The sequence below is a fragment of the Lysinibacillus phoenicis genome, assembly GCF_047238325.1.
Taxonomy (GTDB): Bacteria; Bacillota; Bacilli; order Bacillales_A; family Planococcaceae; genus Lysinibacillus; species Lysinibacillus irui.
Map to the genome: position 1 here is coordinate 2823267 of NZ_JBDFMP010000002.1, position 16419 is coordinate 2839685.

The following is a 16419-nucleotide window of genomic DNA, read 5'->3' on the forward strand; positions in this document are numbered from 1 at the left end:
GTTTATAGTAAGATCAAAAAAATCATTTAGAGGGGAGAGATTCTCCCCATCTATATGATCTTTTTATAGTTATGATGCTTTAACGGTTCTATTTCCCAAAAGACGATAAAAATTTAACTCGGTCTCCCATAGGAGGTGTGTTATGATCTGTTAAAACTACTTCCAATACAGCTGGTCCATTTAAATTCATTAAGTTATTAATCATATCGTTAGTAATATCTTGTAGTCCAGTTACTTGGAAACTCGGTATATCCATCGCTGAAGCCATAGCACTTATATTAATTGGATTTTGCTCAAAGGATGGATGAGTACGTTGAAACTGTAAAGCATGTCCATGATATACCATGCCTAAACGAGCATTATTCATGACAATAAATAAAATCGGTAAATTATACTCTTTCGCTGTTAATATTTCCATTCCATGCATGAAGAAACAACCATCACCAGTGATACATACAACAGGACGTTCAGGTTCAGCTAATTTCGAACCAATAGCAGATCCAATCCCACTTCCCATTGCGCCAAAATGAACATTTATATTAAAAGTATCATAATCTAAAACTTTCATATGATGAATGACATAGGACATAAACTCTCCGATATCGATAGTATACCTTGTAGATGCTGGTAAATATTTTTGAATATTTAACAGAACATTTTTCGTGTTATATTCCTCTGCATTTTCAAGAATTTCTTTATTTTCTTTAATCTCAAGGGAGGTTCTTGTTAAACCTTTCGCTCTTAATTCTTCAATAAGTAATAATAAACTTAGATTGATATCACCTAGCACGGGCATATCAATCTCGTATTTTCGATTGAAGACGGATTGGTCAAAGTCCATCTGTATAGAAAAGCGGTTTTTTGTAAGATTTAAATTGTAGTTATTTGTTGCTGTTTCACCTAAACTTGAACCTACAATTAATAATACTTGTCCATCTCCTTCAGCTATCAATTCTGAAGCGGCTTCGTGACCAGCAAAACCGAAAACGCCAACGAGGAGAGGATGATCCTCTGGAATGTACCCTTTGGCTTGTGGTGTTGTAATAATAGGCCAATTAAGAATTTCTGCTAATTCTAATAATGATTCAACAGAATTTCTTACCCCTTGTCCTACCAAAATATAACCATTTTTTCTTTGTATTAGCTGTTCGGCTACATTTTTAATGGTATCTATTTCAGGAACCATGGCTGTTCTTTTTGGTGAAGCTGGTATTTCTACGTTTTCAACTGTTTCATGTTGAACATCGATTGGTATAGCAATATGTACCGGACCAGGAACTCCCGATATAGCAATTTCGGAGGCTTTTACTATTTCCTTTAATAAATCCTTTGATTCTTTAACAGTTACACTATACTTGGTAACTGATTGGAAAATCGGTTGCGCATCCAATTCCTGAGAGGCATTTAGACCAATTGTATTAACAGGAACAGCACCAGTTAAAAATAAAACCGGCAAATGCTCTCGCATGGCATTTGCGGCACCTGTTACAAGATTTGTCCCCCCTGGACCACTACAGCCAATACATACACTTAGATGATTTGTATACTTTGCGTAAGCAGCAGCCATATATGATGCTGCTCCTTCATGCTTTGTGACAATCGGTGTTAATTCCTTCATATCATAGAGTTCATCAAAAAATGCATTGACTGAACCTGCTGGAATACCAAAAATATATTGCACACCGCTATTTTTTAAATACTCTAAGACCGTACGAGCTGCTTTCATTTTAAATCTCCTTTGCTTAATAAATTTAAACACTACTTGAAATATTTTTTCATAATTTCTCCAGATTTCATAGGCTTGCTGAAAAAATATCCTTGCATTAAATGACAATTTTGTGCCAATAAATAGTCTGCCTGTTCTTTGGTTTCAACTCCTTCGGCAATAACCTCCAGTTTTAAGTTTTGAGCAAGCGTAATAATCGTATTCGTAATAGCTGCTGCGTCATCCGTTAACATTTCTTGAACAAAGGATTTATCAATTTTTAATGTAGAAATCGGCAAGTTTTTCAAATAACCTAGGGATGAATATCCAGTACCAAAATCATCAATTGCTAAATTTACCCCAAGTCCTTGCAGTTGTGTCATCGTTTTTAAAGTTACCTCTGTATTTTTAACAATGAGATTTTCCGTAAGCTCTAGTTGTAAATACTCGGGTGACAAATCTGTTTCCTTTAGGACGTTTTTTACAATAGCAAATAAATCATTCTGCTCGAACTGATGGACAGATAAATTCACCGACACACTAATTAAAGGACATCCCTGGTTATGCCATTCTTTTAATTGCTTGCAGGCTTCCCTAAGAACCCACTCACCTATAGGAACAATTAAACCTGTTTCTTCAGCAATGGGAATAAACTTATCCGGTGCTATCATTCCATGTTTTCGATGATTCCATCTTAATAGAGCTTCAACACCCTTAATTCTATTTGTTTTATAATTTATTTGTGGCTGATAGAAGATAATTAGTTCATCTCGCTCTAAAGCTTTATATAAATCATTCTCAAGTTGGATACTTTCAAAAGTTCTTGTATCCATCCCTTCGCTAAAGAAATGGTAGCTAGTACCGGGTGTTTCTTTTGATTTGTACATAGCTGTGTCTGCATTTTTTATTAATGTTTCTGTAGTCTCACCGTTTTCAGGAAACAGGCTTATACCGATACTTGTTTTAATGTAAATTTCATGGTCTATTAAATTAAAAGGTTTAGAGAAGGAATCATTTATACAATTAATAACCTTCAAAATGTCGTTTTCACATTTAATATTAGGTAAACAGATTGTAAACTCATCCCCACCCTGCCTTGACACGGTTGCATCTTCTGGAACGCAAGCACTTAAACGTTTGGCAACATTTTGGAGCAATAGATCCCCATAGCTATGACCGAGTGAATCATTTACTAATTTGAAACGATCTAGATCTAAATAGAGAACTGCTAATTTTTCACCATTCACTTTTGCAGATTTTAAACCTTGAGTTAATCGGTCTAATAAAAGAATTCGGTTGGGTAAATCTGTTAAGCTATCAAAATAAGCGTGGTATTTAATTTTCTCTTCTAGTTGCTTTCTTTGTGTTATATCTTTAAATGTCACAACTTCACCTACGACCTTGTCTCCTTCTTTTATTAATGAGGTTACATATTCGACTGGAAAGTTTGAATTATCTTTTCTAAAAAAAACTTTGTAGCTATTAAAATTTGTGTTTAAGAAGGGTGAAACCATAATTTTGTCCTCTGTTTCACAGCCACTCATTATAATATCGACTGATTTTCCAATCAGTTCCTTCTCTGTTTCATATCCCAACATGTGTGCACCTGCAGGATTGCAAAATGTAATGTTTCGATCAAGATCTAACCCAAAGATCCCCTCCCCTGCGGAATTGAGAATCAACTCCTTTTCACGGCTAAGCTGCTGTAACTCTGCGACAACTCTTTCGAGCTCTTTATTTTTTTCTCTTACTTCGGAGGTTCTTTCCTCGATAATGATCTCTTGCTTTTCCATATATAACAGGTTTGATAATGCAGATGCAGTAGTATCAACAATTGATTGGGCTAATTGTAATTGAGCTTCTGAGTAGTAGAATGGCTTTTTCTCAAGATTTACAATAGAGATTTGTCCTAAAATCTCACCCATTGATATCAAAGGAAACATAACTAAACCGTTTATGCCAAAATTGCGACAGACTTCATGATTAGGTCTGTCATCCTCAAAGACATTTGGAATAAGAATGGCCTTTTTGGTTTCAAAAACCTCCTGCATTACAGCATCATTGCTTTCATCAATTTTTATTTTATTATGTGTTTTTAGCCAATTTTCTTCCGTCCAATCGCTATCCTTACTCAACTTTGCTGGTTTTATATTCTTTTCTGCTAAAGGGTCTAATAGGTGAACGCCAATATTTTTATTGTCTAGAACCTTTTCTAAGTAAAAAAAGCATTTATCAAGACTCTCTTGTAGTGAAGAGCACATTGATAAGTCACGTGTAACATCGAGCAGCAACTGTTTTTCGTTAATAAGGTGTTCTTTATAAGCTAAGTTGTTTGCGTTTTGGATAGCAACAGCAGCCATATTTACATATGCTTCAACCGTTTGAATTTCTTCCTCTGTTAAGTTCATTGGAATACCATAATCAAATAAAAAAACAAGACCAAATAATTCTTGCTCAAAGGAAATAGGTAGTACTAACAAAGATTTAATATGAAATCCTTCAACAGCTCGAGGGTCAGGTCGATTATCCTTTGACGTATCAGGAATATAGATTGTTTTCTTTGTTTCAATTACTTCTTTAGCCAGTAAATCTATTTCGGTGTCAATAATATGCATATTCAATGTCCAACCATTAATTACTTCTGGTTTTCCAACATACCCTCTAAATGTTCCATCTTTTTGTGGCAGATAAATGCCCACAGAATCACATTTGACGATTTCTTCAGATATTGCAGTTGTTACCTGCTCCAATACTTCACGTAAATCTAGCTTCATGTTAATCATCTTCGTAATATTGGCCAGTCGAGAATACCTTGTTTGTTCCATAGACATTTAAGTGAACCTCCCATTTTGTATCGTTGTCCCATAGAAATTTTTATTAAATTTTTGCTTTATTCGTATCGAATGTCTCATTATTTTCATTTTACAGTAGTAATAAACATGTTGGTAAAAAAATGTAGAAATTAGTTAAAAATTTTTAAAAGTATTCTAAGTTTTTGTTATTAGCTTTATAAAGTAGGACTACAATCCTTCTTTATGTGAAGTTCAGTTATCTTTCTTTTGATATGTATTTAATAGGAAAATTAAATCTACCATTCCTGGCATAATTGTTCTAATGGCTATGAATAATACAAAGGTTTTTATAATCTTACTGATAGGAACTACCTTGATTTGTTGTAAATAATCCGATAGTTTTATAATGAATAGACGGTTAACAAGAGGAGCTGAAAGAATATGTTCGCACGTTTTAAAGGTTTCTATTTAGTGTTTTCACTGTTAGCAATCGTTATGATGTTGACAGGCTGTGGTACTGCTAAAGATAGTGAGCAAACAGAGGGAAATACAACTAAGGAATCTCAGAAAACAGCTAATTACGCATCAGAGGTGAAGGAAAAACCAATAGTAACCATTACAATGAATAATGATGAGAAAATTGTCATTGAATTGGAGCCTACCGTAGCACCGAACACAGTTGCTAATTTTATTTCCTTAGTAAATAAAGGGTTTTATGATGGCCTTATTTTCCACCGTGTGATTCCTGATTTTATGATTCAGGGTGGAGATCCATTAGGGAATGGAACTGGTGGACCAGATTATTCGATTGATGGTGAGTTTTCTTCAAATGGTTTTGACAATAACATGAAGCATGAACGGGGTGTTATTTCGATGGCTCGTTCGAAGGACCCTAACTCTGCCAACTCTCAATTCTTCATTATGGTCAAGGAAGCTCCGCACCTTGATGGAGATTATGCTGCTTTTGGAAAAGTCATCGAGGGTATGGAAACAGTCGATGCAATTGTTGCAGCTGAGCGAGATGCTACAGATAAACCACTAGAAGATCAACAAATGAAAAAGGTTGAGGTTGATACGAAGGGCTTTGATTATCCAGCACCTAAGGTAAATAAATAGTTGATGTGAAGTAATAGATATTTAAATAAGTAAAAGGCTAAATCAATGACGATTTAGCCTTTTATATTGGCTATAAAATTCAAAATGTAAATATTTTTAAATAATATGAGAACAATTCCAAATATTAGCGATGTTTTGTATGAAGGGTCCTTTATGATTGTGGAAGAAAGGGTGTTTGGATGAGGATAACAGCTGAAAACTTTATAAAGCATCTAAAGAAAAATCGAGAAGAAGCACTTCAATACGTGATTGATGAATATATCGGAATTGTAAAAGCTATTATTTACAATGCCTTAAAATCTTATAATGATCCTCAAATAATTGAAGAATGTATAAGTGATACTTTCTTAGGTGCATATGAAAATGCTAAACAGTTCAAGGGAGATAAAGAGGATTTTAGAAAATGGATTTGCACTATAGCGAAGTATAAAGCTATTACGAAGCAAAGAAAGCTATCTAAAGCGCCATTTTTTTATGAAATTGATGAGACAGGAAATGCAGTAAAATCTGCTGAGGATGAATATTTAATTAAGTCATCTACAGAGGAGTTACTTATGATGATGAGTCAATTGGAGCAATTGGACCGTGATATTTTTACAATGAAATACTTTTTAAATATGAAAAACGAAGAAATTGCTGAGCATTGTGGTTTAACAAAAGCTGCTATTAATAACCGATTATATCGTGGGAAAAAAAGATTACAGCAAATTCATTTAGGGGGGAGTATGTCATGAAAAAGCTATATCAACAATTTAATCATTTAAATCTTGATCATATAAATATAGAGCCAATGGAAGTGAGTACGCTTGAAAAAGAGAGAATTAAAAGAAATGTGTTAAAGGCAAAAAAGAAAAAGCACCTTATTAGAAATTTTGTTGCTGCAGCAACCTTTTTCATCGCTTCTAGTATTACAATTGGCTATGCATTTCCTACATTTGCAGCGAATATGCCGATTATTGGAAATATCTTCGAGTTGTTCATTGATAACGAAAAGTATGTTTTCGACAATTATGATGAATACTCTACAAATATTGGAATGGTCCAGGAGAGTAATGGGATCGAAGTATCTGTAAACGATGCTGTATATGATGGAGAAAATATTACCATTGCGTACACCATTAAAAGTGCGAAAGATTTAGGAGAAAGGCCAGTATTATATGGTGAAAATCGTGAACTAACTGCTAAGGAATTTGGTAAAAGGTATCAATATGGAGGCTATGCCACGAATCATTTGGTTCAAAAAATAAACGACAATGAGTATGCAGTATTATATATTTTTGAACTCATCAGAGGCTCAAAGCCTGAGGAAGTTCATATTACTTTTCAAGGAGATCAAGTTGTTGATTTAAATAATGTGAATAATGCTGTGGCAGGAAATTGGTCATTTGAATTTACTTTAGGGAAGCTTGAAAGTAAAACACAGCGTATAGAAAAAGATAGAATGAAAACGGAAGCGGAAGGTATAAAAATAGAAGCTTTTAAAATAACGAAAACCCCTATCTCTACAGCAATTTATCTTTCAGAAGAGGTGTTTGTAGAGAAGGAAAATGGTGAATGGCGAGGGGCTGGCATTGAATATGTCGTGAAAGATAATTTAGGGAATGAGTATAATGTTATTCATTTTAGAGGAAATAGTCATAATACAGACTTTGTAGGTCGAGGAAATTTCCCACGCATTGTTATTAATAATTTTGATAAACAAGCAACATCTATAATGATCACTCCTGTAGTAAACTTCTACAAGATCAAGGATAGTACAGGAGCATTGGAACTTATAAAAGAACCGTATACAATAAAGCCGATCGTTGTTCCGCTGCAATAAGCATAAAAAAGGAGTATGTAAATTGATCTTACATACTCCTTTTATTTTTGAATGTCCTCTTTCATCGAAATAAGCCATAAAAAATCATCCTCTATTATTAGTTGAATGTCATGACCCTGATTTATGAGGTGTTCTGCTTTACGTTGTTTAGTACTAATACCACGACGTTTATCTCCAAGAATAACGAAATCTGTTTGCTGTGTAACGGCGCCTTGCAAGGACCCTCCACAAACTTTTACTTGTTTAGCTGCTTCTGAACGGGTCATTGTAGAAAGAGCTCCAGTAAAAACAATTTGTTTATTAAAAAACGGATGGGTTAGGCTTTCGGCTGGATCTGTAATAAAAATGATTTCAGGGTTGTCCCTATTAGTCATACTGGTACTCCTTAAAAATTTTTTTAGCTACCATTTGAGCAATAAATAAATCCACAAAATTTTATATGTATGCTACATTAAAATTAAAAATTTTAAAGAGGTACATAGACATGAATTCACAATTGACTGCTTTTATTACTCTTGGCTGCACATCGGGTGTACTAAATTTGTATTTATGTTTATACGTATTTCTACAACGATTTAACTATACAAAAATTGCGCATTTGTTTATTAGTTATACCGCATTAATATCGATATATTGTTTTGCCTCTGCTTTTGGTTTAATAGCGGCAACATTGGGGGCAATAAAGTTTTGGACCGCTATTCAATACGCAGGTATGGCCACTTCAACACCTCTCGGACTATTGTTTATCATGAGATATTTGGGCTTTCAACTGACAAGGAAAAAGGTAATTGCACTACTTTCCATCCCCTTTATCAGCTTAATCATGGTTGCTACAAATGATATGCACCATTTTCATTATAGAGTATTTGAAATTGACCCTGTATTGGGATCACCTTATATTCATCAGGAAATTGGAGTATGGTATATCATACATGGGATATTTACATTTGGCTGTATGTTTGTAGCATTTTTATTAATAGTAAAGCAATGGAAAGAAACAAGTAAAGCCTATCGAAAACAACTCATTGCCTTAATGTGTGGTCAGCTGATCCCTATGGTAACCGCATTTATTTACTTGTTGGGCTTAACACCTCAAGGAGTTGATCCCGTTCCAATGGTGTTATGGGCTTCCTCACTGTTGTATTTATGGTCAATAAGTTCCTCTCGTTTATTTAGCGTCATGCCTATTACTAAGGATGTAATATTTCATAATATCAATGATGGTGTCATTGTGCTAGATGAATCGTCACGATTAATAGAGTTTAATCAATCGTGTAACCAAATGTTCCCTCAACTATCTAGATCCATGTTTGGTATGGACTTTGCCCAGGTGTGGCTCCAGGTAACTGGACAATTTATGCCCTTTAATTTGGAAGCGATAGAGAATACGCAAGAAATTGAGCTAAACCATATCAATCGTACTTATCAAGTACGTATATCAGCACTCCAGCATGTTAATCATGGTAATGGGTTACTGCTAATTTTCACGGATTTTACTGAAGTAAAAAAGCTACAGCATATGTTAGAACAACAGGCTTACTATGATGAGCTTACACAAATCTATAATCGTCGAGCTTTTTTCAAACATCTAGAAACGTACGAAGAAGCTTCTGGCTTTACAGTCGTTTTAATGGATATTGATCACTTTAAACATGTAAATGATACGTATGGACATGCAACTGGGGATCAATTACTTGTTCATGTTGTAAAGGCTTGCCAGAGTGAGCTGAAAAATGGACAATTTTTTGCAAGGTATGGCGGTGAGGAGTTTGTTCTTACACTCAAGGGCTATACATTAGCTGAAGGTGAAAAATTAGCAAATCAGCTCTGTCGCAGCATAGAGACTTCTCCCCTTATGACTATTGTGGGCACTATTAGAGCGACGATTAGCTGTGGAGTGGCAGAGGGTAAAATTGGAGAAGAGTCGCTTTATCAGCTTTTGAATAAAGCCGATAAAGCCTTATATGCAGCAAAAGAAGCAGGACGTAATCGAGTCCATGTTTATAGAGAATAAAAAAAGCTAAAATATACAATCAGTCATCGATAGGGAATGATGTATATTTTAGCTTTTTACTTACCAATTTGTATGGAAAACACCTTCTGCATCAATACGTTCATACGTATGAGCGCCAAAGTAATCACGTTGGGCCTGTAACATATTGGCATTTGATGAACCTGTGCGATAACTATCATAATATGTGAGAGAAGCATTTAAACATGGGAATGCATTACCTGCTTGTATACCTTCACACACAATTTTTCTCAATCCCATTTGATAGTCCTTCGTCTTTTCTGCAAAGTATGGGTCAATTAATAAATTATCTAGAGTAGGCTGCTGTTGGTAGGCTTCACTAATAACATTTAAGAACTCTGCACGGATAATACAGCCGCTACGGAAAATTAATGCAATATCCTTTAATGGCAAGTTCCAGTCATAAAGTTCCGATGTCATTTTATATTGTGTGAAACCTTGCGCATAAGCACAGATTTTACCCATATACAAAGCTTGTCGTACGTATTCAACCCAAACCTCTTTATCAAGGCTTTGTTGATTGTAGTCAGGTCCTGTTAATACAGCCTCCGCACGAACTCGCTCCCCTTTTAATGATGAAATATAGCGTGCAAATAAGGCCTCTGTAATAATGGATGTAGGAATACCATTATCAATGGATTGCATACTAGTCCATTTTCCAGTCCCTTTTTGACCTGCTTTATCAAGAATCATATCAATTAGCGGTAATCCCGTTACTTCATCTTTTTTTCTTAAAATGTCAGCTGTAATTTCGATTAAGTAGCTTTTTAGTTCGCCTTGATTCCAAGTTTCAAAGATAGTAGCAATTTCCTCAACAGATAACCCAACATTTTTTCTTAAAAATGTATAAGCTTCGGCAATTAGTTGCATATCTGCATATTCGATTCCATTGTGGACCATTTTAACGAAGTGACCTGCACCTTTAGGGCCAATATACGTACAGCATGGCATCCCTTTTACTTGTGCTGCGATCTTCGTAAGAATAGGCGCAGCTTTTTCATAGACCTCTTGATCTCCACCTGGCATGATAGAAGGACCTGTCAATGCACCAACTTCACCACCAGAAATACCAATGCCTAAATATCCGATTCCTAGTCCCTTTAATTCATCATATCTACGCTCAGTATCTTTATAGTGTGAGTTACCACCATCCATAATCACATCGCCTTTTTCAAGGAAAGGCACTACAGACTGAATAACAGAATCAATAGCGTTTCCTGCTGTAACCATTAAAAAAATCTTTCTTGGTTTCTCTAAAGATTGTACGAAGTCTTCTATATCATAGTAGGGAGTAAGCGCCTGTCCTTCGACTTTTTCTAGAAGTTTGTCGGTTAAATCTCGTGTGTAATTATAAACGGCTACTTGCTCGCCATTATTAGCCATGTTTAAAGCGATATTACTGCCCATCACGCCTAAACCAATAACGCCTATTGTATTTAACATTGTGCCCGCTCCTTTTTATACATTTCTTAAACAAATAAACTAAGTAATAAAATAAATCCTAAACCAGCCACAGATACTATTGTTTCGAGTAGTGTCCATGTAGCAAAGGTTTCCTTCATGCTCAGCCCAAAATACTCTTTAAACATCCAGAAACCAGCATCATTGACATGTGAAGCAATTAAGCTTCCTGCCCCCGTTGCCAATACGACCAAGGCAAGGTTTACATCGCTTTGACCTAACATTGGAATGACTAACCCAGCTGTTGTTAAAGCAGCAACGGTAGCTGATCCCAATGAAATACGTAAAATAGCGGCGATAATCCAAGCAAGTAAGATCGGTGATAAGGTAGTTCCATGGAATAACTCAGCAACGTAATCCCCAACACCACCATCGATTAATACCTGCTTGAAGGCGCCCCCTCCACCAATTATTAAGAGCATCATGCCGATATGAGTAATTGCTGTAGTACATGATTCCATGACCTGTTTAATAGGAATGTTTCTTGCGATTCCCATCGTATAGGTAGCCACTAGTAAGGAGATTAACATGGATGTACCAGCTTCACCGATGAAGCGGATTCCTGCTAAGAAGCCATTATCTTCAAAGCCTATTGTTTTTTGTAGCAGTGTAATAATAGTAGCGATAGACATTAAAATAACAGGTAGTAGTGCAGTGAAAACACTGATACTAAAACTAGGTGTATCCTCTAGTTCAAATGTTTTTTGTTCACCAAGAGAAGCGATATTACCAGTTTTGTTGAATGATTCAGGCACTAACCTTTTCGCTAATTTTGTGAATAGCGGCCCTGCTAAAATAACGGTCGGAATGGCGATGATAAATCCATAAAGTAAAACTTCACCAATGTTTGCCCCGAATTCACCAGCGATGACAGTTGGTCCTGGATGAGGTGGTAAAAATCCGTGTGTAACAGATAATGCTGCAGTCATAGGAATTCCTAAATATAAAATAGAAACCTTTAATTGTCTTGAAATAGCGAAGACTATAGGGATTAATAGCACTAATCCTACTTCAAAGAAAAGAGCTATACCGATAATAAAGGATGCCGCTACAACAGCCCATTGGATATTCTTTTCCCCAAATTTATTAACAAGGGTCATGGCAATACGCTGTGCCCCTCCTGAATCAGCAATTAGTTTCCCTAGCATAGCTCCAAGTCCAAATATTAATGCTAAGTGACCTAATGTACCGCCTAATCCTGCTTCAATCGTCTTCACGATGCCATCTAAAGGCATCCCAAGAGCCAATGCCACTCCAAATGAAACGATAATTAATGAGATAAACGTATTTAATTTAAAGCCCATTATTAAAATTAACAGTGCGATAATACCAATACCTACAATAATTAATGGCATGTATTCTCCTCCTCTTTAGTCGGGCTTAATTAAGCTCCTTTGATATTGAGCAATGGATGCATAATCATCTGCTAACACCCTGGATAAACGAATGAAAATAGGGAGTAGCTGTCTATATTCTTTTGCTGCATCTTCGATAGGTGTATGTTTATAAGTGTCACCAATCATATCAGCGACAATGTCAAAGGAATCGATTTTTCCGATAGCATATAAACCTAAAATACAAGCACCAAGACAGGAGCTCTCATAACTTTCAGGGACAACTACTTCCGATTCAAAAATATCAGCCATCATTTGTCTCCAAATCTCAGAGCGTGAAAAACCACCTGTCGCTTGAATACGAGTTACGGGAGTTTCCATACACTCGAGCAATGCTAAATAGACGGTATATAAATTGTAGATAACCCCTTCAAGAGCTGCTCGTATCATATGTTCTTTTTTATGCGACATGGTTAAACCAAAAAATGATCCACGTACATCTGGATTCCATAAAGGTGCACGTTCACCCGATAAATACGGATGGAATAGCAATCCATCAGCACCCGGTCTTACACGTTCTGCAATTTTGGTCAATACTTCATATGGATCAATCCCGAGTCTTTTGGCTGTTTCAATTTCAGATGAAGCAAATTCATCCCGAATCCAGCGAAGTACCATACCGCCATTGTTTACAGGTCCACCAATGACCCAATGATTCTCTGTTAAGGCATAGCAGAAAATTCTACCTTTCACATCAGTTTTAGGCTTATCAATAATAGTGCGAATAGCACCACTTGTCCCAATTGTGACAGCAATTTCACCTTCTCGAATGGCATTCACACCTAGATTAGAAAGTACGCCATCACTTGCACCAATGATAAAAGGTGTTTGTGGGTCAATACCAATTTGTTTAGCTAAAAGGTCATTGCAGTTCGAAAATAATTGAGTTGTTGGTACGAGTGTCGACAATTGTGCTCTCGAAATACCGGCAACAGTTAACGCTTCTTCGTCCCAATCTAATGTGTGGAGATTCATCATGCCCATACACGAGGCTAATGAATAATCGACGACATATTGATTAAAGAATTTTTTAAAAATGTATTCTTTAATACCGATATATTTCTTTGTTTTGCACGCGATTTCAGGATGTTCATGCACAAGCCAAGTAATTTTGCTTAGAGGTGACATTGGGTGAATAGGTGTACCTGTTCTTTTATAAATTTCATGACCATTCCAGTCATCTTTAATTTTATGTGCCCAAGCTTCACTACGATTATCTGCCCATGTGATAACAGGTGTTAACGGTAAATCATTTTCGTCTATAGCGATTACACTATGCATAGCACTACTAAAGGACACAAATAATAATGATTTATCTGAATGGACTTTCATAATGTTAGAAATGGCTTGCAGTACAGCTTGAAAAATCTCTTCTGGATTTTGCTCAGCTGTTGAAATATCAGGCGTATATAATGGATACCCTATATTTTCTTGTTGAATAACCTTACCTTGTTCACTAAATAACACAGCTTTTGTACTAGTAGTCCCTATATCAACACCTAACATATAGTTAGTCATTTTGTGGCTCAACCCCTTTAGATAGCATTTGCTGTGACCGCCATAGGTCTTCTACCTTGCCTTGAACATCATCAAAATTTTCATGTAAGGATTTGATCATAAGCTCTCGATCTTTGGCTCTAATAGCATCAATATAGAGTTCGTGATTTTTCACAATGCGAGTAAAATCCTCATATTTTTCTTTAAAGCGCATACGCATTGATAATAAAATTAAGCCTTCCATTACTGGTTTTAAATTATTCCAAATCATGGTGATATAGGAATGTCCGATGGAGCGAATAATTGCCTCGTGGAACATAATATCCTGATAAGAAAATTCGTCTGCATCGTTATATTTAATGGCAACCTTCATCATTTCTAATGTTTTGCTAAGCTCTAGCGCTAAGTTAGTTGTATCCATTTTTATAAGACGTTCAAACACAAATGTTTCAATCAGCAATCGAACATCATAAATTTCTTCAATCTCTTTTTCCGATAAACCAAGGACAACAGCACCCATTTTTTCTAATCGAATGATATTTTCAGCCGCTAATATTCTTAATGCTTCACGAATGGGCGAACGACTTACTTCAAAATCTGCTGCAAGTTTATTTTCAGAAAGAATGGTACCGCTTTCAATTAATCCTGAAATAATACGCATTCTAAGTTCATATGCTACGCGATCGCCTGTTGAAGCCTTAGAAAGCCATTTTTGTGGATATAAGTAATCCTTTAATTCGCTCATAATATCACCTTTTCGATCCAGAGTATACTTGTATACAAGTATTATAGTCAGAAAGAAAATAAGATTGCAAGCGACTTAACATTGAAAAAGCCTCAACATTATCCTTAGCTAAATAGAAAATTTAATGCACATTCTTTTATTCCTCGATGGACAAACTTTAGAGTGAGAAGTTTAAAAAACCAAATAAACGGTTTTGAAACTTTTCAAATAATCGATGGAGGATGGTTATGTCAAATATGAAAACAAATCGTAACAATGCAAAAGCAAATGGAACGAGAAGTGCAAAGCAATCAATTCAGCAGCGTCAGAAACTTCCTCAGGAAGAGTTTGGTGCTGAATTTGGGCTTGATGCGGCTTCATCACAGGTCAAGAACTTTGCTGAAACGCAAGGAAAAACAGGTATCAAACAACCGGTTAGTGAGAGAACTGCGTGGCACTAGTTTATATTTGACTATCTATTCAACACATTGAGAGGAACTAAGGATTTAGCCTTAGTTCTTTTTATGTCCTGGGAAATACTGTTTTTTAATTTTCTTCCATACATATTTCCTAAGCAATTCATAATACTACTTTTAGAACAATGAAATTTCTTTAGGAAGGGAAGATGTATCAATTGGCTAAACACTCAGATACAAGTTGGAAGCAGGATCATCCTAGTACATTGTTTAGTAATTCTGTACAAAAGGCTGATCGCATGTTAAAGCATGCAAAGTCACATCCAGAAGAAATAGCAATAGAGCATGCCTTTAACCAAATTAAGCATGCAGAAAATGCTCGTTTTAATGCAGAGCAATATGGTGAACATTTAGATACTGTTCAGCAAAATAAAGAATATTTGGATCAGATTAAACAGCAATTGCATGAAATGAAAAATGATATGAATAGATAATGACAAATATGAACGGCTTACACCCATAAAGAGGGAACTAAGCCGTTTATCATTTTAGTGATGTAACTAACACCAAACAATGATTTCATATGGTGAAGTTTGCGCAGGAATACTTCTAGTAGTAGGACCATAAATGACAATGAGGTTGCGATTAGCTGGATTATTTGAAAAAGGTTGACCGTTTTTAAGTGAAATAATAGTAGTAGAAGAAAGATTTAATTGTAATTGTCCATCATTACTAACTAATTGGTTATTAAAATAGTCCACCTTAACATTTTGATAATTACTTTCTTTGACAACAATCAATGCACGATATTGTGGTGGATAAATCATTGGTACTGGTGCATCACCATCATAATAACCTGTAACCCATTGACCTGTTGTAACGATTTCTTGATTTACAAAATAAGTAGAAGGAGAAATGATAAAATTTACGACTCCACCAGTTCCATCTTCTACAGTCATCATTTTATAACAGCCATCTCGGTCCCCATTTTGTCCTACAGGAAAATTATTTATGTTTGTTATCACACCACGAAAAGATTTAAAATTTACCATAGTCATTCCTTTCTTACATAATGATCGATTTTACCGTATTATTTTAATTTATGTGACATTATAAAATTAAGTGACAACTATAAATTAGGGATGACTACTTTATATAAACCCATCTATACTGAACATGCTTACTATAAAGTCAGGGGAGTGAATCTATTGAAGTGGACTTCTAAAAATAAGAAAATTCTTTTATTTTTCATAATCGTTATTATCATCATTGCGGGCGTACTCGATATTAAATATGAAGGACTGTTCTATCAGCTATTACCAACATCTATGCAAACATTTTTATCAAGTTTATTTTAACTAAGAACCGTACTTGAAAGAGAGTACGGTTTTTTTATTCAATGAACTCTATTATAGAAATAGGGAATGACTGAAGAAAAAAATAATACTATTAAAAAATTA

Annotated in this window: 15 protein-coding genes; 7 read left to right on the plus strand and 8 right to left on the minus strand. The window is 35.4% G+C overall.

What is annotated here, in order from left to right; translation table 11 throughout:
- Nucleotides 1–88: 88 nt before the first annotated feature.
- Both ABC382_RS15495 and ABC382_RS15500 read right to left on the minus strand, forming a co-directional pair.
- Nucleotides 89–1726: a thiamine pyrophosphate-binding protein gene (locus ABC382_RS15495; RefSeq protein ID WP_274795055.1), complete on the minus strand. Its 1638-nt coding sequence runs from the start codon at nucleotides 1724–1726 to the stop codon at nucleotides 89–91.
- 32 nt (nucleotides 1727–1758) lie between these two features.
- The gene (locus ABC382_RS15500) at nucleotides 1759–4536 is read right to left on the minus strand and encodes a bifunctional diguanylate cyclase/phosphodiesterase (protein WP_274795054.1); all 2778 of its coding nucleotides are present in this window, start codon (nucleotides 4534–4536) and stop codon (nucleotides 1759–1761) included.
- Nucleotides 4537–4938: 402 nt separating this feature from the next.
- On the opposite strand from ABC382_RS15500, the gene ABC382_RS15505 reads away from it, so the two are divergent.
- The 3 genes from ABC382_RS15505 to ABC382_RS15515 all read left to right on the plus strand — a co-directional run bounded on the left by ABC382_RS15505 (nucleotide 4939) and on the right by ABC382_RS15515 (nucleotide 7435).
- Nucleotides 4939–5613, plus strand: coding sequence for a peptidylprolyl isomerase (locus ABC382_RS15505; protein WP_274795053.1), 675 nt, complete (start codon nucleotides 4939–4941; stop codon nucleotides 5611–5613).
- Between the two features lie 179 nt (nucleotides 5614–5792).
- The gene (locus ABC382_RS15510) at nucleotides 5793–6347 is read left to right on the plus strand and encodes a sigma-70 family RNA polymerase sigma factor (RefSeq protein WP_274795052.1); all 555 of its coding nucleotides are present in this window, start codon (nucleotides 5793–5795) and stop codon (nucleotides 6345–6347) included.
- Nucleotides 6344–7435, plus strand: coding sequence for a DUF4179 domain-containing protein (locus tag ABC382_RS15515; protein WP_322611476.1), 1092 nt, complete (start codon nucleotides 6344–6346; stop codon nucleotides 7433–7435). Before ABC382_RS15510 ends, ABC382_RS15515 begins: the two co-directional genes overlap by 4 nt.
- Nucleotides 7436–7476: 41 nt before the next feature.
- Here ABC382_RS15515 and ABC382_RS15520 read toward each other — a convergent pair whose 3' ends face one another.
- Nucleotides 7477–7809 carry a BRCT domain-containing protein gene (locus ABC382_RS15520; protein WP_274795050.1) on the minus strand — a complete coding sequence of 111 codons (333 nt, stop codon included), beginning with the start codon at nucleotides 7807–7809 and terminating at the stop codon, nucleotides 7477–7479.
- Nucleotides 7810–7919: 110 nt separating this feature from the next.
- On the opposite strand from ABC382_RS15520, the gene ABC382_RS15525 reads away from it, so the two are divergent.
- A complete protein-coding gene (locus ABC382_RS15525) occupies nucleotides 7920–9449 on the plus strand; it encodes a histidine kinase N-terminal 7TM domain-containing diguanylate cyclase (protein ID WP_322611475.1) in 1530 nt (509 codons plus the stop codon).
- Between the two features lie 60 nt (nucleotides 9450–9509).
- On the opposite strand, the gene gnd is transcribed toward ABC382_RS15525, so the two are convergent.
- The 4 genes from gnd to ABC382_RS15545 are packed head-to-tail and all read right to left on the minus strand — an operon-like array spanning nucleotide 9510 to nucleotide 14564.
- Entirely contained in the window at nucleotides 9510–10910 is a 1401-nt protein-coding gene (gene gnd / locus ABC382_RS15530; RefSeq protein WP_322611474.1) for a decarboxylating NADP(+)-dependent phosphogluconate dehydrogenase, read from the minus strand.
- A gap of 26 nt (nucleotides 10911–10936) precedes the next feature.
- A complete protein-coding gene (locus ABC382_RS15535; RefSeq protein ID WP_274795047.1) occupies nucleotides 10937–12283 on the minus strand; it encodes a GntP family permease in 1347 nt (448 codons plus the stop codon).
- Nucleotides 12284–12298: 15 nt separating this feature from the next.
- Nucleotides 12299–13840, minus strand: coding sequence for a gluconokinase (gene gntK, locus ABC382_RS15540; protein ID WP_274795046.1), 1542 nt, complete (start codon nucleotides 13838–13840; stop codon nucleotides 12299–12301).
- Nucleotides 13833–14564 (minus strand): GntR family transcriptional regulator, encoded by a 732-nt coding sequence (locus ABC382_RS15545; protein WP_274795045.1) that lies wholly within the window; start codon nucleotides 14562–14564, stop codon nucleotides 13833–13835. The genes gntK and ABC382_RS15545 overlap by 8 nt, the downstream gene beginning before the upstream one ends.
- 227 nt (nucleotides 14565–14791) lie before the next feature.
- On the opposite strand from ABC382_RS15545, the gene ABC382_RS15550 reads away from it, so the two are divergent.
- Both ABC382_RS15550 and ABC382_RS15555 read left to right on the plus strand, forming a co-directional pair.
- On the plus strand, nucleotides 14792–15004 hold the full coding sequence (locus tag ABC382_RS15550; RefSeq protein WP_274795044.1) for a hypothetical protein: 213 nt from the start codon (nucleotides 14792–14794) through the stop codon (nucleotides 15002–15004).
- Between the two features lie 173 nt (nucleotides 15005–15177).
- Nucleotides 15178–15453, plus strand: a complete 276-nt coding sequence (locus ABC382_RS15555; RefSeq protein WP_274795042.1) for a hypothetical protein — start codon at nucleotides 15178–15180, stop codon at nucleotides 15451–15453.
- A gap of 66 nt (nucleotides 15454–15519) precedes the next feature.
- Here the strand turns inward: ABC382_RS15555 and ABC382_RS15560 are convergent, their stop codons facing one another.
- Nucleotides 15520–16011 carry a hypothetical protein gene (locus tag ABC382_RS15560; RefSeq protein WP_274795041.1) on the minus strand — a complete coding sequence of 164 codons (492 nt, stop codon included), beginning with the start codon at nucleotides 16009–16011 and terminating at the stop codon, nucleotides 15520–15522.
- A 156-nt stretch (nucleotides 16012–16167) separates the two neighbouring features.
- Here ABC382_RS15560 and ABC382_RS15565 point away from each other — a divergent pair, with 156 nt between their 5' ends.
- Nucleotides 16168–16317 (plus strand): hypothetical protein, encoded by a 150-nt coding sequence (locus ABC382_RS15565; protein WP_274797399.1) that lies wholly within the window; start codon nucleotides 16168–16170, stop codon nucleotides 16315–16317.
- Nucleotides 16318–16419 lie beyond the last annotated feature (102 nt).

Coding starts and splice junctions, on each gene's coding strand:
- ABC382_RS15495 (WP_274795055.1), bottom strand. CDS start 1,726: ATGAAAGCAGCTCGTACGGTCTTAGAGTATTTAAAAAATAGCGGTGTG.
- ABC382_RS15500 (WP_274795054.1), bottom strand. CDS start 4,536: ATGTCTATGGAACAAACAAGGTATTCTCGACTGGCCAATATTACGAAG.
- ABC382_RS15505 (WP_274795053.1), top strand. CDS start 4,939: ATGTTCGCACGTTTTAAAGGTTTCTATTTAGTGTTTTCACTGTTAGCA.
- ABC382_RS15510 (WP_274795052.1), top strand. CDS start 5,793: ATGAGGATAACAGCTGAAAACTTTATAAAGCATCTAAAGAAAAATCGA.
- ABC382_RS15515 (WP_322611476.1), top strand. CDS start 6,344: ATGAAAAAGCTATATCAACAATTTAATCATTTAAATCTTGATCATATA.
- ABC382_RS15520 (WP_274795050.1), bottom strand. CDS start 7,809: ATGACTAATAGGGACAACCCTGAAATCATTTTTATTACAGATCCAGCC.
- ABC382_RS15525 (WP_322611475.1), top strand. CDS start 7,920: ATGAATTCACAATTGACTGCTTTTATTACTCTTGGCTGCACATCGGGT.
- gnd (WP_322611474.1), bottom strand. CDS start 10,910: ATGTTAAATACAATAGGCGTTATTGGTTTAGGCGTGATGGGCAGTAAT.
- ABC382_RS15535 (WP_274795047.1), bottom strand. CDS start 12,283: ATGCCATTAATTATTGTAGGTATTGGTATTATCGCACTGTTAATTTTA.
- gntK (WP_274795046.1), bottom strand. CDS start 13,840: ATGACTAACTATATGTTAGGTGTTGATATAGGGACTACTAGTACAAAA.
- ABC382_RS15545 (WP_274795045.1), bottom strand. CDS start 14,564: ATGAGCGAATTAAAGGATTACTTATATCCACAAAAATGGCTTTCTAAG.
- ABC382_RS15550 (WP_274795044.1), top strand. CDS start 14,792: ATGTCAAATATGAAAACAAATCGTAACAATGCAAAAGCAAATGGAACG.
- ABC382_RS15560 (WP_274795041.1), bottom strand. CDS start 16,011: ATGGTAAATTTTAAATCTTTTCGTGGTGTGATAACAAACATAAATAAT.